At 44.2% G+C, this 16,890-nt stretch carries 13 protein-coding genes; 6 read left to right on the forward strand and 7 right to left on the reverse strand.

Annotated features, from left to right (window positions below; all coding sequences use genetic code 11):
- Positions 1–254: 254 nt before the first annotated feature.
- Both C1S74_RS02170 and C1S74_RS02175 read left to right on the forward strand, forming a co-directional pair.
- On the forward strand, positions 255–1,763 hold the full coding sequence (locus C1S74_RS02170; RefSeq protein ID WP_045403106.1) for a DUF3360 domain-containing protein: 1,509 nt from the start codon (positions 255–257) through the stop codon (positions 1,761–1,763).
- Positions 1,764–2,256: 493 nt separating this feature from the next.
- A complete protein-coding gene (locus C1S74_RS02175; protein WP_103415214.1) occupies positions 2,257–3,339 on the forward strand; it encodes an MFS transporter in 1,083 nt (360 codons plus the stop codon).
- A 314-nt stretch (positions 3,340–3,653) separates the two neighbouring features.
- Here the strand turns inward: C1S74_RS02175 and C1S74_RS02180 are convergent, their stop codons facing one another.
- From C1S74_RS02180 to C1S74_RS02200, 5 genes are all read right to left on the reverse strand, one after another.
- Positions 3,654–4,805, reverse strand: coding sequence for an ABC transporter permease (locus C1S74_RS02180; RefSeq protein ID WP_045403112.1), 1,152 nt, complete (start codon positions 4,803–4,805; stop codon positions 3,654–3,656).
- Positions 4,802–5,989 carry an ABC transporter permease gene (locus tag C1S74_RS02185; RefSeq protein WP_045403115.1) on the reverse strand — a complete coding sequence of 396 codons (1,188 nt, stop codon included), beginning with the start codon at positions 5,987–5,989 and terminating at the stop codon, positions 4,802–4,804. Before C1S74_RS02185 ends, C1S74_RS02180 begins: the two co-directional genes overlap by 4 nt.
- A gap of 18 nt (positions 5,990–6,007) precedes the next feature.
- On the reverse strand, positions 6,008–6,988 hold the full coding sequence (locus C1S74_RS02190) for an HlyD family secretion protein (RefSeq protein WP_045403117.1): 981 nt from the start codon (positions 6,986–6,988) through the stop codon (positions 6,008–6,010).
- Positions 6,989–6,991: 3 nt separating this feature from the next.
- On the reverse strand, positions 6,992–8,407 hold the full coding sequence (locus tag C1S74_RS02195; protein ID WP_045403123.1) for a TolC family protein: 1,416 nt from the start codon (positions 8,405–8,407) through the stop codon (positions 6,992–6,994).
- Between the two features lie 139 nt (positions 8,408–8,546).
- A complete protein-coding gene (locus tag C1S74_RS02200; protein WP_045403126.1) occupies positions 8,547–8,774 on the reverse strand; it encodes a hypothetical protein in 228 nt (75 codons plus the stop codon).
- Positions 8,775–9,471: 697 nt separating this feature from the next.
- Between C1S74_RS02200 and C1S74_RS02205 the strand changes: the two genes are divergently transcribed.
- Positions 9,472–12,486: an NADH-dependent flavin oxidoreductase gene (locus tag C1S74_RS02205; protein ID WP_045403129.1), complete on the forward strand. Its 3,015-nt coding sequence runs from the start codon at positions 9,472–9,474 to the stop codon at positions 12,484–12,486.
- Between the two features lie 80 nt (positions 12,487–12,566).
- On the forward strand, positions 12,567–13,517 hold the full coding sequence (locus tag C1S74_RS02210) for an FAD:protein FMN transferase (protein ID WP_045403130.1): 951 nt from the start codon (positions 12,567–12,569) through the stop codon (positions 13,515–13,517).
- Between the two features lie 85 nt (positions 13,518–13,602).
- Here the strand turns inward: C1S74_RS02210 and C1S74_RS26505 are convergent, their stop codons facing one another.
- Positions 13,603–13,764, reverse strand: coding sequence for a hypothetical protein (locus C1S74_RS26505; protein ID WP_038867515.1), 162 nt, complete (start codon positions 13,762–13,764; stop codon positions 13,603–13,605).
- A gap of 88 nt (positions 13,765–13,852) precedes the next feature.
- Positions 13,853–14,143 carry a YkgJ family cysteine cluster protein gene (locus C1S74_RS02215; protein ID WP_082039106.1) on the reverse strand — a complete coding sequence of 97 codons (291 nt, stop codon included), beginning with the start codon at positions 14,141–14,143 and terminating at the stop codon, positions 13,853–13,855.
- A 420-nt stretch (positions 14,144–14,563) separates the two neighbouring features.
- Here C1S74_RS02215 and C1S74_RS02225 point away from each other — a divergent pair, with 420 nt between their 5' ends.
- Positions 14,564–16,183: an ATP-binding protein gene (locus tag C1S74_RS02225; RefSeq protein ID WP_045403133.1), complete on the forward strand. Its 1,620-nt coding sequence runs from the start codon at positions 14,564–14,566 to the stop codon at positions 16,181–16,183.
- Complete coding sequence (locus C1S74_RS02230) at positions 16,180–16,866, forward strand: response regulator (RefSeq protein WP_045403135.1); 687 nt, start codon at positions 16,180–16,182, stop codon at positions 16,864–16,866. The genes C1S74_RS02225 and C1S74_RS02230 overlap by 4 nt, the downstream gene beginning before the upstream one ends.
- Positions 16,867–16,890 lie beyond the last annotated feature (24 nt).

The raw sequence follows: 16,890 nt of genomic DNA on the forward strand, positions 1-16,890 counted from the left end.
AGTCTATCAAATCCCATCACAACGTTCATACCGTTAGCCCGAACCCTACGACTAATGTCTAACCACCTGAGACTATTTGTATTTTTTCGTTTGGTATAAGGTACTAGCAGCTGAATTTTAAGAGTTCATAAAGATCAGTCATCGAGTTCTTGTAGCAGAGAATTTATAGACAACGACTCGCTTAATCTTCGTTTAGTGAGTAAACAACGTTGGTTGGAAAAACACACCTTAGAGTGTGAACGAAAGGAATCATAATGAGCAGCACTTTAGAGTCCGTACATATTGGAACAGATAAGCCCAAAGCCAGTGAGGATGAACTCACTTACGAACAACAACATAAGCCAAGCTCGGAATTTGAGTCCCGAGAACAATATTTAGAGCACGAGTTGCAAATCATGGCGCCTAAACGTTGGCGTCCCAATTTGCCATTTAAAGACTATCGATTCGAGGTAGAAGACACCATTCCAGCGATGGCCGCGACCATTGGTAAAGTCGTTATGGTGGGAGCGATCGCAGCAACCTTTGCTGGGGCGCTAGGGCTGAATGAAGGCTTTATTTTAGAAAACGTTCGTTATGAACTACTCATCGCCTCTGTTTTCATTATTCTTTTTTCAGGCTTTTTACTACCTACCGCAAACCTCGCAGGTACACACGGCCCACTCATCCCATTAATTCCTATCGTCGTTGCAGCAGGCGGGCACCCTATGGCCTTTGGCTTGTTGATTGGCGCCTTTGGGATACTGCTAGCGATTAGTAAAGGTGGCAGTATGCTGGCAAACCTTACCAGTAAAGGCGTGTGTGGCGGTTTATTGCTCTACCTTGGCTTTGTTGGAACCGTCTCTCAAGTGAAAAAGCTATTCGCTTGGGCAGAGGGAATAGGGATGAGCCACATCGCTTTTGTCGTGATCTTTTGCACCATTATTTTATATGCACTACTGGAACATTTTCGTAAGCGTTGGCTAGCTGTCCCTCTTAGTTGCTTGCTAGGCGGTACTTTAGCTTTTGCTATGGGCGCTCCGTTTTCTTTTCAAACCGAGCCCGGCTTACCCAATATGAACCCTATGTATTGGTGGGGGGAAGATACGGGTTGGATGCTAGGTTTGCCTACGATTGAGCATTTCATGGTGGTATTGCCTTTTGCTATTTTAGCCGTAGCCATGTGGTCGCCAGATTTTTTAGGGCATCAAGTGTTTCAAAAAATCAGCTATCCAGAACGTACAGAAAAAGTACATATGAACATCGACGATACGATGACTACAGCGTCAATTCGTCAGACGTTCGGTTCTCTGCTCGGTGGTACTAACTTTACGTCTTCGTGGGGGACTTACATCGTTCCGGCGGCTATTGCTAAACGTCCTATTCCTGCCGGCGCGTTACTAACGGCACTGTTCTGTATCATCGCCGCGGTTTGGGGTTACCCAATGGATTTAGCGATCTGGCAACCTGTACTTTGTGTTGCGCTCATTGTTGGGGTATTTGTGCCTTTGCTAGAAGCTGGAATGGAAATGACGCGTGAAGGGAAAACCACACAATCGGCGGCGATTGTTGTATTTTCTTCAGCGCTCGTTAACCCTGCATTTGGCTGGTCTCTCACAATGCTGTTAGATAACTTAGGCTTGGTCGGCTGTAAAGAACGTAGTGGGGAACTCAGTAAAATGAGCCGCTGGGTGTTGCCTGGCATTATGTTTATTGTGCTAACAAGTGTAATGGCGTTGGTTGGTCTACTACCAGGAATACCAGCGGTTATCCCAAGTTTTCGTTAGATAGCCTCATGCTACGATTTATGGTTTGAAAGTCCTATTTCCAACCTGTTATAAACGGTTTAGTTCTGTTGTTCTAAACCGTTTTTGCCCCGTTTTGAGTTAGACCTATTACTCATTCATGTCCTATTTACATGATTTTAGATTAGTTTCATTTACTGTTTATCAATACCTCATTTAAATATTGACGGAGGCATGCCAAAAAGGTATATGTAGTCTATGGTAATTTTTAATTTAATCTCATCTCATAGCAACCATCAGTCATCTCATATTTGGCTGGGGGTAGCTATTGCTGAGTGAATTTAGGTAAGCCTGATCACTAAGAAAGCACCTTCAGCATAGACTATAGGGCTTCGTGACAAATCAGTGTTCAAGGAATGCCAAATGAATGATTGTTTATTAGTTACACCTTTACAGCAGAATAAAAAATATAAGTTAGCCGTTATTAATAATATAATTGGTAACTTTTCGATATGGTTTTTTTAATACCTCAATAATGCTGTTGCTTGTTGAATATTCAAACTCAGCTTCAATTGGCGTGATGGCATTTATATCTATTAACGCTCCAATAGCTTTATTTAGTATTGCATCAGGTATCATTAGCGATAAATATGATAAGGATAAAATAATACTCATATCAAATTTATCTATCGCTTTTTTTATTTATTTAATGCAATTTTTCCAATCTATACAATTTATTTTAATAATAACTTTTTTCATTTCTTCGGTTGCAGCAGTAAGAGTGATTGCAATGCAATCATATATTGCCAGTATTATCGATGCGAGTCAGCTTAATACCTCAGCAAGTATAAATAGCATATCACTTGCTATTGTAAGAATACTAGGGACGTTAATGTCTGGCTATTTATATTCTATTTTAGGATTTTTTGAGTCATTATTAATAATTACGATACCAGTGGCAATAACGACAATAATATCAATCAAATCAATCAATTGCAAAATGGAAAGGGTAAGGATAAAGGAAAAAAATAGAAGTATTTATAATAAAAACATCATGAGTCATGAGTATAAAAATTGTTTATTTGATTCTGTTATGCTCTTTTTAAGTGGTAGTGCTTTATGGTCATTAATACCTTATATATCATCACATGAACTAGGCTTAAATAAATCATACCAATCATTACTTATGTCTCTCATGATTCTTGGTGCAATACCCGCATTTTTAATTAAGGAGAAAGTATCATCGATTAAAATTAATAGCTTTAATTATGAATTAATAACAATTATCTTGTCTTTAACTATCTTAATAACTAACTTATTTGTGAGTTACTCAACTATAATCACATCCTTTTCTATCGCTATCTTCGGTTTCTTATGGTCGATAAAGGTGACAATTATTAATAGAGAAATTCAACGTATGGGTAGAGAAAGAAAAAACATAGGTTTAACTATATCGATATCATACACTTTTATGTACTTAGCTATGACGATAGGATCTTTCTTTTTTGGTCAGATGACAGATATATTTGGTCTGAAATATTCACTTTCCGTCTCTACATTGGTTATGGTTATTCCAATATTTAAAGAAAGGCTGATATTAATAGTAAAGAAATTATAGAAAGATGTTCGGATTGGGTCGTTTTTATGCTGTTGGTCTTATTCAGATAACATTTATCTAATGTGTTGGATCAGATCACGCCAATATTAAAATCTGGTATAAGAAAACATTGCCAATATCATTAGGGAGATGGTTAAAAATCAAACATCACCCTAACTATTTCTAATATCAACCAACCTAAGTAGTACAAACAACCTAAGAAGCTTTTGTCCATAAACGAGCCAACGACTCTTCTGCTCAACTCAGTCATTAGACTATCTACGCAAACAAAAAGGGGCTACGTGAGCCCCTTGGTTTTATTGGATAAACAGCCGTTAACCTAAGCTTTCTGTTACTACTGGTTTGGTATTGCGTTTGGCAATCCAGTAGGCAACGCCGCCCCAAAGTACCGTCAGAACCCAAAGTGCGGTCCAGTGTTTAGCTACTTGTTGCCACGTTGAGCCCATTTGGTTGAGTGCTAAAAAGCCTTTGATTGCCCACGTACTTGGGCTCAAGTCTGCAAACCAAAGTAGCGGGGCAGGGATCGACTCAACTGGCCAAATAAAGCCTGCTAAGAAGATTAATGGCATTGAGCTAACCAGCACGACCAATGTCACGAGCTCGCGCCTTGGTAGCAAATAACCGAGCCACAAACCTAAACCACAACAGCCAAGCAAGAACGGTAACAGCAAGGTCAACAATTCACCGGCATTGGCAACATGGTTGACGTTCAAGCGTTCAAAACTGAAGCCAAAGTAGTAGGCGCTGAGTAGGTAGTAGATAGCTACGAAGACCAAGGTTCTGGCAAGTAGCAGAGCGCCCGTTGGCACCTGAGACCAATACCCGCGACCATGACGTTGTGTACCTGTCTGCAAGCCGACTGCCATGATCAATGTTTGCTGAAGGATCAATACAAACACCGCTGGCACTACGTATTCGATGTAGCCCATGGTTGGGTTGAAGGTAGGCTTCATGTTGAGTTTGATTGCCGAGTAGTCATGGCTCGCCATGCTCAGTGGCACGCCATCGATCACCATCTTGCTTACTTTAACTTGAGAACCAAGCGTACCGCCTGCTGTTGCCAAGCCTTCTACCACGGTGCCGTAGACCAAGAAGTAGGAAGCATCAGCTGCATAAGCCAGAGTCGGGCTACTTCCAAGCATCAAGTCTTTGTAGAAGTGTTCTGGAATCACCAAAAAGCCGGTGATTTCACGGTTTAGGAATGCTTGTTTTGCATCTGCAATCGTGTGTAATCGTGTCACGACTTTAACCTGAGGCGTGGCGTCGACCATGCGCTCTAGAGTTAAACTGGTTTGGCTACCATCGAGGTTCACAATTGCAATCGGCTGCTCTCTTGGCGTTTGTTGCGCGTACGGAAGTGGGTATAAGAACGAGTAAAACACTACGCCACCAAAGACAGTAAGTACCACGACAGGATTGGTCATCACTGAGCGTAACTCGGTTTTAATCAATTGCCATAAGTTCATATTGCCCCCTGTTTACCATCAGCACGAGTTGCGCTATTGAGTAAGGCGGTATTACGATGTTTTGCCATCAAAGCCGCCGTCATCAATAACGGAATAACGTACCCAGCCATCGGCCAGAGTGAGCCGATTGATTGTGCCGCACTTGCGCCGTAGTTTGCTTGATCCACTTGAACTTCGATGTAATGCGTAATCGGCAATAAGCCTCGCCATGCTTGCGCTAACGCGTTCATGTCGGAAACCGGGAAGGTTATCCCCATAAATGCAAAGCTCGGTGCGGTAAATGCGCCAGCAAAGCTCATCGCACGTGCTGGGTCCATCGATAGGAAAAAGAACAATGCCCCCATGATGATGCATGCGATAGTCGTTACGAACTGCGCCAACAACATCACTAAGTAACTGCCTTCCATCGGCCAATCAAGCACCATATAGAACCAGACTAAGAACAGTGCGCTTTGCGCCATAAAGACAGGAATGTACTGGCTTAGAATTTTGCTTAGTCGAGTGAAAGGGCGGTCGCCTAAGAACGCGAAGCTGTTGTTGCCATTTCCATAAAGACGAAAATGCGCTGCGAGGATCAAAATGGTACTGACCACGATACAGATCTCCCAGATCGCCGGAACAATCGCTGTCACCAAGAACTGAGCGTAGTTGGTGTTACGGTTGAACAAGGCCGTAATCTGAGTCGAAATCGGCACTGCTTGACCAACAGCAGCAAGCGTTGTGGTATTCCCCTTTGCTAAGTTACCCATGGTTTCTAGCTGAGCATCAAAATACCCTTGAGACTGCGCAACCGCTGAGTTGATCAGTTTCGCAACCAAAATGTATTGGCTATTGAAGAAGACCGATAGCTGCGGTTGGCGATGCAAAAGAATGTCTTGGTCAAATTGAGGGGGAATCACAGCATAAGCGTAGATATCACCCTCGATCATCGCATTTTTGGCCTCTGTTGAACTGACGTAGTGGTAATCAACAGAAAGGGTGGATGAGGCGTCAAGAGATTGAATCATCTTGCGTGACAACTGTGAGTGCTGTAAATCGACCACGCCAATAGGGAGATCTCTGGCAATGCCTGCAGAGAATACCCCCCAAATACTGATTGCCAATAAGATCGGCACCCAAGTAAGGCAAGACAACAACCACTTATCGCGCCTTAGGACCTGTCGTTGTGAGATTTGAATAGTCATAGTACTAAACCAACGCGATTACAGGTCAACCACGACGCTCATGCCCATTCGAAGCTCAGGCTCTGGCTGGGTAGGGCGAGCTTCGACTTCAAATGTACGAAGATCAAAACCTTTTGATGCATCTGTGGCGCGCCATGTCGCGAAGTCACCCATAACGGCAACGTGCGTTACTTTAAACTCAACGTCTTTATCAAGGGCAGGCAGATAAGCTTCGAACGTTGTGCCTTTGGTAAAGTGTTTGAGCAAATCTTCGCGCACGTTCAGTGTCGCCCAAGAATCTTGAGTATCGATAACCGTCACCACCGGGAAGCCTTGAGGAGACAGCTCACCACTTTGCAGTAGTACTTGAGAGACTTCACCATCAAACCAGCTGAAGATTTGTGTGTCTTTCGCGTATGCTTCTACTTCGGCAACAGCACCAGCCGCCATGCGAGCTTTTTCTGCTGCGGCGACTTTGGTTTCGCTACGCGCGCCTTCTTTTGCCATGTTGTACATTTGGAACGCTGCGCTCTCGGTGTACTTAGAAGCTTGCCACTGAGTCAGCGCCTCATCGCGTTTTTGTTCTGCGACAACGCCATCTTTGTAGAGATTATTTACGCGCTGGTATGTTTTCTCCATCAAATTAGCAGCCGCTTGTGCTTTCAACCACTGGTCTTTTGCTGCTTGAATTTGTTGCTCACGCGCGCCTTTTTCTGCTTCTAACGCCAACGCGCCAGCGGCTTTTTCACCGGCTTTTGCTTGTTCTAGCTTTGCTTCGATTTCAGGGCTGTGAAGGGTAAAGATCAACTGACCTTTTGTTACGTCGTCACCTTTGCGTACCATGACTTCATCAATACGTCCTGGCACTTTAGAGGAGATGCTGTATTGCTGCGCTTCTATCAACCCTTGTAAACGAGCGGGTTCTGGTTGATACGCTTGGTAGAACTGATAACCAACCCAAGAAGCGACACCCAAAGCGCAAATTGATAGTAGAGCGGGTTTTAGAGATTTTGCTGCCATGACTTATTTTGCCTCTTTGGATGTTGATGCTGGAACGTAAGCAGTATGTTGGTATTGAGCGAAGCTGTTCATTTCGCTACTTAGTGCTAATAGTTTGGTCAAAGAAATTAGATAGCGGAAACGTGCCACAGATTGCTGTGTTTCTACGCTGGCGACATACAGTTGCGCGTCGACCACATCCAAAGATGAAGATAAGCCCTGAGTGAAGGCTTTTTCGCGTAAGCGTAGGTTCTCGTCTGCAAGGGCGATACTGGATTCTAAACCTTGGACTTCATCAATGGCTTGCTGCGCCTCTAGGTAGGTTTTCTGTACCAGAAGCGACAAGTCTTGTTTGGCTTGTGACTTTAGTGCATCCACTTGCGTGACCATACTTTGCGCTGCTTTCACTTTTTCGCTGCGACCAGTGGATTCGATTAGCGGAATATTTACGCCGACACCCACTAACCAATCCGGTTTCATTTGGCTGGCAAGGGAATCGTCTTCATACAGGCTGTAATCACCGTACAAATAGACTTCTGGATAGTATTTGCCTTTCTCGGCTTTTATCAGGCTCGATGCTTGTTTGTGTTTCGCATTTAATAAATCCAAGCCAGGGTAGGTCAGCAGTGTTTGATCAACAAACGCATTCAATGGAGGAAGGTTATCATTGATGAAGAGTGATTCTGATGGCTCTACCGAATCATTCTGCGCCAAGATTTTGCCAAGAGCAGCTTGGGCAATACTTAAATCGCTGGCCGCTTTACGAGTTTCTACTTTCGCTTTGTCTAGTGATGCTTCTGCTTGAAGGCGTTCAACTCGTGCAATCTGGCCTTGCTCTTCCATCTTAATTGCAAAATCACGGTGTTTGGTTAAGCCTTTTTCGACGGCTTGTCGAGTCGCCAGTACTTCTTTCGCTAATACAACCGAGAAGTAGTATTTGGAGAGATCTTCAAAACGCGCCTGTTGCTCCATCGCGAGCTGGCTTTTCGCTTCGTCCGTTTTGCCTTCTGCGGCCGATTGAGCTGCATTAATGCGACCACCGGTAAAGATTGGCCAGATAGCACGAATCGAAGAGGAGAAGATGTCACGCTCAGTGATCGTTGAGGTAGTATTCGCAAGTGCACTAAAGATAGGTTGAAAGACTGGTGGCACACTGATTTGTTGCCCAGTACTGTCGAATAACTGCTGACCCGAGACCGTTACGTCGGTGTCTAAGCGCGTGTAATTCGCTCCGATGCTGACTTGTGGAAGATTAAGGTTGTCTGTCGCACTTTGTTGGTATTCGTAACTTTCAACGTTCGCACGCTGTGCTTTTAGTGAATAGTTGTTTTCTAACAACAATTTCCATGCGTCATCAAATGTGATGGGAGCCGATTGACAGGCAAGAGAAATTGAGCTGCTGAGAAGGCCCAAGATCCATAACTTTCCGGTTTGTTTCATAGTGGCTGCTTTGCTTTAGAGTATTAACTCTAATATAAAGTATTCATTCGAAAGTGTTAAGTGATTGGCGAAAAGAATTGTTGGAGAAATGTTGCGCTCAATTGAGTACAGATCACTTGAGCGCAGCTGTGTTATTTTTTTATCTCATGGAAGGGCAGTGAAACTCTGCTCTCCACTCAAGTTGACGAGAACCTCGCATTGTATTCAGCAGGTCTTTACCACTCATCTGTGGGAACGATAGCAGCACCTTAAGTTCTGGGGAGCTGGCATCACTCTTTTCGTAAGCTCTGACGTGGGTAAACGTTGAATACATATTCTCTGACAGCATAGCCTTATTCAGGCAAATTCCAAATGTATCGCGTTCCATGTTTAGGTGTTCCTTCTAACTATAAAAGCGCCTCTGTTTATAGTTATTGCAGTGGCAGATGGTGTCTAAGTAATTGTCCTACGGTCAGTATTTGTATTTTTATCAATGTGTCTTCAAATTTCCTGACGCAAGTGCTGAGCGTTAAATAGACTTCCAGTTGGCTGCTTTCTTTTGCCGAAGCTCTCTCTGGCTTCTTGACTAAAAATTATACGATGGAAAGTCTCAAAACGCCTCAAAAACCGATAAATTTGATGTGATCGTGTTCAAGATTTAGATGGCAATTTATGTATGATGTTGAATAAATAACAACATTATTTGGCTGGCGATTTGATTGCTTTTTTATATTTCGTTTCGCTTATCAATGATGAATCGTGTACGTGACATAAGCATGAACCTGATGATTTTAAAGCGTCAAATGTTGTCACTGTTGCAGCGCTGTTAACTCGTATTCCCTTTTGCCTTTATCTCTACTTATTTCGACTTAACTCTTTGCGAGAAAGGCATTCTGATTTTTATTAATGCAATAAAATCATGTTAAAAATGCAAACGATTCATTTTACTCATGCGCATAAATCAATAATATTTTTGAGGTTATTAGAGGATCTGACTGGTTCTCATATCAAAAATGCTTGTGATGAGTAAATCCTTTTTGCAGGTGCGTTTCATATGAGAATTAATCTGTTAAAGGAAACTATTTATGGCTCAGTTAGTCGATGAAATCGTATTTCAGTCAGGGGTCAAACTCAGCAATCGCATCGTGATGGCACCGATGACGATTCAGTCCGCTTTTTTTGATGGCGGGGTGACTCAAGAGATGATCAATTATTACGCCGCTCGCTCAGGTGATGCTGGCGCAATTATTGTTGAAAGTGCTTTCGTTGAGAATTACGGTCGTGCTTTCCCTGGTGCTCTGGGGATTGATACTGATAGCAAAATAGCAGGTTTGAAAAAGCTCGCCACCGCGATTAAAGCGAAAGGTTCCAAAGCCATTCTTCAAATCTACCATGCCGGTCGTATGGCTAACCCTGAATACAACGGTGGTCATCATCCTATTTCGGCAAGTCCTGTCGCTGCACTTCGCGATAATGCGGAAACACCGTTAGAAATGACAAAAGAGCAAGTCGAAGCAATGATTGAAAGCTTCGGTAATGCTGTCAATCGTGCCATCCTCGCTGGTTTTGACGGTGTTGAAATTCACGGCGCAAATACTTACCTGATCCAACAATTCTTCTCACCACATTCAAATCGTCGACGCGACAAATGGGGTGGTAACATTGAGAAGCGCACCAGATTCCCTCTTGCGATTTTAGATGAAACGAAACAAGTCGCGTCATCTCATGATAAGTCGGATTTTATTATCGGTTACCGATTCTCGCCAGAAGAGATCGAGCAACCGGGCATTCGCTTTGAAGACACAATGTTCCTATTGGATAAGTTGGCGAGTTCAGGCTTAGATTACTTCCATTTCTCGATGGGCAGTTGGGCACGTAACTCAATTGTTACTCCAGAAGATCAAGAATTACTTATCGACAAGTATCGTCAACTTCAATCTGATGCCGTAGCAAAAGTGCCTGTCATTGGTGTTGGTGGTATCGCTCAACGTGCAGATGCAGACAGTGCATTGGCACAAGGTTATGACATGGTCAGTGTTGGTAAAGGCTATTTGGTCGAACCAACATGGGCAGGTAAGGTGCTGGATAACGAAACTTGCGCTGAGTTTGCTGATATTGCTCAGCAAGAAGCATTGCAGATCCCAACACCGCTTTGGGAAATCATGGATTACATGATTGTTGATAGTGCAGCTGAAGCGCTAAAACACCAACGTATTAAAGAGCTCCAAAACATTCCGATTAAATTCAATTCGGGCGAGTACACGGCATATGGGCGCGGTCACAATGGTGACTTACCAGTAACGGTTACCTTCTCTGAGGATAAAATATTAGAAATTTTTGTCGATTCATCTAAAGAGTCAGATGGTATTGCAAACCCTGCTTTTGAGCGTATTCCGCAGCAGATCCTTGACGGACAAACACTGAATATCGATGTTATTTCAGGTGCGACAGTCAGCAGCCAAGCGGTTCTTGATGGCGTGTCAAATGCGGTTGATTTGGCTGGTGGCAACTCAGAAGCATTGCGTTGTAAAGCGAAGGAAGCGGTTGAATGGTCATCGAAAACCATCGAAGAAACCGTTGATATTGTAGTTGTTGGCGGTGGGGGTGCTGGTTTGAGTGCAACGCTGACGGCGCTTGATAAAGGCAAGTCAGTTATTTTGCTTGAGAAGTTCCCAGCGATTGGTGGTAACACTGTTCGAACGGGTGGTTGGGTTAATGCTGCAGAACCTGAATGGCAAAATGACTTTGCTGCGCTTCCGGGTGAGAAAGAGACGCTAATGTTGCTGGCGAAAACGCCAGAGTCAGAATTTGTGGATGAGTACCTTGCTGATTTCAAAGCGCTGAAATCACAACTCGATAACTACTTCACTGACCTAGAAAGTGGCAAACAGTACTTGTTTGATTCGGTAGAATTACACCGTATTCAAACTTACCTTGGTGGTAAACGCACTGATTTAAATGGTGAGTCTATCCATGGCCAGTATGACTTGGTTGAAACGCTGACTTCTCGTTCTATGGAATCCATCGATTGGTTGAGTGAAACGGGCATCGACTTTGATCGCAGTGTCGTGGAAATTCCTGTTGGGGCGTTGTGGCGTCGAGCACACAAACCAAAACGTCCAAAGGGCGTCGAGTTTGTCGATAAACTGTCAAAACGTATTCAAGACCAAAATGGGCGCATTATTACTGATACGCGAGCTACCGATCTGATTGTAGAGGATGGCAAAGTCGTTGGTATCAAAGCGGTTCAAGCAAACGGCACTAAGCTCGTACTGCGCGTAAATCATGGTGTTGTTCTGGCCTCAGGTGGTTTTGGTGCAAACACTCAAATGATCAAAAAGTACAACTCATACTGGAAAGAAATCGCGGACGATATCAAAACCACCAACTCACCAGCGCTTGTCGGTGATGGTATTGAAATCGGTGAAAAGGCTGGTGCAGAACTTGTAGGCATGGGATTTGTGCAGTTAATGCCGATCGGTGACCCTAAGTCGGGTGCTTTGCTTACGGGGCTGATTGTTCCGCCAGAGAACTTTGTGTTTGTTAACCAACAAGGTAAGCGCTTTGTTGACGAGTGCGGAAGTCGCGACGTGCTTTCGGATGCCTTTTTCGACAACGGTGGTCTTATCTACATGATTGCCGACGAAAATATTCGTCAAACCGCGGCGAACACATCGGATGAAACCATTGAGCGAGAAATTAAAGAAGGCATTATTGTTCAAGCCGATACGCTAGAAGAGCTGGCTGAGAAGATTAATGTGCCAGTTGCTGAATTGACCAATACGATTGCACAGTACAATGCCTGTGTAGAGCAGGGGCATGATCCTGAATTTCATAAGAGTGCGTTTGGTTTGAAAGTGGCGCAAGCCCCGTTTTATGCCACACCTCGTCAACCATCGGTTCACCATACGATGGGCGGCTTGAAAATCGATACTAAAGCGCGCGTTATCGGTAAAGATGGCAACATCATCGAAGGCTTGTACGCAGCGGGAGAAGTTACGGGTGGCATCCATGCGGGTAACCGTCTGGGCGGGAATGCCTTGATCGACATCTTCACCTACGGCCGAATCGCAGGTGAAAGTGCATCTGACCTTGTTTAATCGCCATTAAGTTAAGAAGTACCAGTTAAGAGGGGAGCGATGCTTCCCTCTTTTTCGCATTGGACATTCAGGATCTTCAGATGAGCATAAAGAAATACAGCGCACGATTTCCGATGATGGGCACATTCATCGATCTTGTCGTTTACCACGCCAATGGTGAACACCTAATAAAAGAAGCTTATTTTCAGCTAGAGCAATACGCTCAACGTTTTACGGTGAATCAACCAGATTCGGAACTGATGCACGTTAATCAAAATGCTGGTATTGCTCCCGTTTGTGTTCAACCGGACCTTTTTGCCCTAATTAAACTGGCGAAAATGGTCAGTGAAGACCGAAATCATCCTTTCAATATTGCAATTGGTCCTCTTGTGAAAGCGTGGCGAATTGGATTTAAAGATGCCAAGGTTCCGAGCCGTGAAGAGATTGAAACAAAGCTTAAATTGGTTGACCCTAGCAAAGTCATCCTTAATGAACACCAATGCTCTGTTTATTTAAACCACGTCGGTATGGAGATAGATTTGGGTGCCATTGCTAAAGGATATTTCGCCGATCAGGTTAAGAGAGAGTTAGTGGCAGCTGGCGTCGAAAATGGTTTTATTAGTTTGGGGGGGAACGTATTAACGATTGGTCAATCGCCAACTAATACGAATCAAGCATGGAATGTGGGCATTCAGAATCCGTTAGGAGAACGTGGTGATGTGATTCGCGTTGTTCCACTTAAAGGGATGTCGATGGTCACTTCCGGGATCAACGAGCGCTTTTTTCAGAACAATGGGCAACGTTACCATCATTTGTTGGACGCAAAAACGGGAATGCCGATTGAGACTGATATCGCTGGGCTTACGATTCTATCGGAGCATTCGGTCGATGGTGAAATATGGAGCACAGCAGGGTTTTTACCATCAATGCAAGAATCTATGTCTTATTTGAATCAGCAAGCTGGCATTGAAGCAGTGGCGGTTTCAAAGCTAGGTGAGGTTGTTGTTACCGAGGGATTAATCGATCGAAATGGCGGGATTTACCTACGCTGAAGTTTATCGAAGCGAGACACGAAACAGAGGCAGAAAGTATACATTCTCCCCCTTGTTATCTCATGATTTTATTGAAGTCAGGTGATTAGTCATCGGCTCCACACTTCACGCATTCTTCATAAGTGCGTTCTTCTTCACTGATCACCACATAGCCACTGACACACTTGTCACACAGCGCGAGTTTTGGGTAAGCCAGTTTTTGCTTTTTGGCGCTCGTGTCGCCTTCAACAATGTAATATTTTCTCATGTTATTTTTTCATTTTAGAGCGAACCGTGTACTTTAACATGCCGCTAGTTAGGGGGAGCAAACGCAAAATAAAGCCGCTGATTCTGCTTTATAAGAACTTAACTCGTTCATCAAGGCATTCATCCGATCCCATTTCGAACTCGCGACATATCCAAGGCCGATTTTCATAAATAGTGCACATTAAACTGTCTCTATCTAACGCTGCGCACCAACCATCATCCAGTCGCATCATTGTCTCACCGCCATATTGATCACGTTCGATAAATTCTTCTGGAACGCCAGTATCTGAGATAATCATAACTTTAAGACGACAGCAGCATGCTTGGCAGTTTGAGCAAGAAACATTGGAGGATAACGGGTTTTTAGTGGGTATGTTCATGGATAGCTACAACTAGATCAATTGTGCATGATACCGTAAATGCTAGTTCAAATGACCTTTATTTTTTAGCTGAACCCTTTGGGCAGCATTTGTTGGTCATTTCTACTACGTTATCGACTTCTCATGTAGGCAAGCTACTCAGCAAAGTCTCTGCCTTGTATAAATACCCAACAATTCGCTGCAAAAATCAGCTCAAAAGGTCAACAGACCCTAACTTTGTCAGCCAGAAAGTAACTTAAGTAGGAGAGTGGACGATCATTTTCTCTTCCCTAGCGCCTAAAAACTGAGCACCAGCCAGCGAGATTATTTCCCTCGTTCACATATTTGTCATTTAGAGGATACGCCTTTGTTAACTCAGTGTTAACGTAGGAGCGTCGTCACAGTGACGTGGTAGTTTGAGAGTCGATAAAGGATATATCAATGAGTTGGAGAACGATCAGCTTTCGCAAGCGCATGCTCATTATTATGACGTTATCGGGTTTGATTGAACTTCTTATCCTTGTGGCAGCGGGCTTTACTTACCTTAAGTTCGATCAAGAACAAGAGATGGGGGAGAAAGCGCTAGGTGTTGCGCGTTTCTTATCGACATCCCACATCGTCATCGAGATGATCGAATCTCAACAACCTGAGCCATACCAACAGCGATTTCGTGAAATGACCGATGCGTTAGGTGCTGCGTTTATTGTTATCGGCGATAAAAATGGCGTGCGTCTGATTCACCCCGTCGACGAACGTATTGGCAAGCCGATGAAAGGCGGTGATAACCAAAGAGCGTTGGTGGAGGGGAAGTCCTATATCTCAACGGCTCAAGGTTCTCTAGGCTATTCCGTTCGTGGTAAAGCGGCGATTTTTGACCAGCAAGGCAACATTATTGGGGTGGTTTCAGTCGGTTATCTCTTGGAGCGCCTACAAGATCGAATCGAGCCGTTTTTCGCCTTTTTAATTGTAATGGCACTGGTTGTGGTTGCTGCCAATGCTGTGGTCTCTAACTATGCGTCACGTAAATTCCAACGAGCGATCATGGGCTTTGAGCCGGAAGAGATTGGTCGTTTATACGGTGAATTGGATGTGACGATGAGCACCATTAAAGAAGGGGTGCTCAGTGTTGATGCGCAAGGTGTATTACGCTCAATCAACCGTAGCGCATGCCAAATTCTGGGTATTGAACGAGAAACCGCGCTCAACAAACCTTTGACCGATACGCTCCGAGATAGCGATTTGTATACGGTGTTAGAAACAGGACAAGAAGATCACGACATCGAGATCTTCCTCAATCATAAACGCTTCATTGCGAACCGCTCCCCGATCTTTGTGGATGGCAAAATCGTCGGTGCCGTATCGAGTTTCCGCTTGCGTGATGAAATCAACGAACTCACCGAGCAACTTTCGCAAACCAAAGAGTACGCGGATTTGCTTCGCTCACAAACGCATGAGCACAGAAATAAACTCAACACCATTAGCGGCTTGGTTCAAATGGGTGAGCTAGAAGCGGTGCAGCAGCTTATTGGGCAAGAGACTGCGCATTACCAAGCGATGATTGAGTTCTTGCGGGACACCATTAAAGATCCGCTTATCGCTGGCATGCTTTTAGGCAAAACAGAACGTGCTCGTGAGCTTGGTTTGCAGCTGGTGGTAGAAGAAGGCAGTCGCCTAGAGCCGCTACCAGAATGGCTAAACGCCGAAGATTTGGTGACCATTCTCGGCAACCTTGTCGATAACGCATTTGACGCGACTTTGTCTGCTATTCGTGCTGAATCTGCGTTTGCGTTAGAGCGTCGCAGTATTGACGTGTCTATCAGTGATTACGGAAACGAAGTGATTTTAGAGGTGGTCGACCAAGGTTGTGGGCTACCGGAAAACATTGAGCCACAAGAGCTCTTGAAAAAGGGCATTTCAACCAAGTCTCGCCAGAATCGAGGGGTAGGATTACACCTTGTGAATCAACTGGCGACGCGTTATCACGGTTATGTTGAGATGCTACCGAATACAGAACATGGAACGAGAATTACCGTGTATTTGCCTAAGGAAGAACAAGTATGAATACGGCAACGCGAGTCATGATCATCGAGGATGATATTGCCATTGCAGAGCTTCACCACAAGTATCTGAGCCAACTCTCCGGTTTGGAAGTGGTGGGCATTGCAACCACGAGAATGGAAGCGGAAATGCAACTGGAGATTCTAAAACCAGATCTTTTATTGATGGATGTTTATCTACCAGATGGGACAGGTTTAGAAATTCTCAATACACTTCGTTCAAATAATCAAACTTGTGACGTGATATTGATTACCGCTGCGAGAGATGTCGATACGTTGCAACAAGCGATGCGTGGCGGCGTGGTCGATTACTTGTTAAAACCCGTGATGTTCCCAAGATTGGAAGCGGCATTGCAAAAGTACATTTCTCAACGTCAACAACTGAACGTTGCAGAAAGCTTAGATCAGAACCTAGTCGATAAGATGCTTCAATCGAGTACGAGCGCAGATAGCACACCACAACGATTACCAAAAGGGATTGATGGTGTCACGCTCGATAAAATTCGCACACTGTTCGGTGTGGAAGACAGATTTACGGCTGATGAGGCTGGCGAGCAAATTGGCGCAAGTAGAACAACTGCCAGACGTTATTTGGAATACCTTATTAGCTCAGGCGAACTGGAAGCCGATTTAAACTACGGCACGGTAGGGCGACCTGAACGCAGTTATAAAAAAGTGATGCGGTAACGTTTATTGTCGTGTTGCACTTAA

This window comes from Vibrio hyugaensis, from assembly GCF_002906655.1.
GTDB lineage: Bacteria > Pseudomonadota > Gammaproteobacteria > Enterobacterales > Vibrionaceae > Vibrio > Vibrio hyugaensis.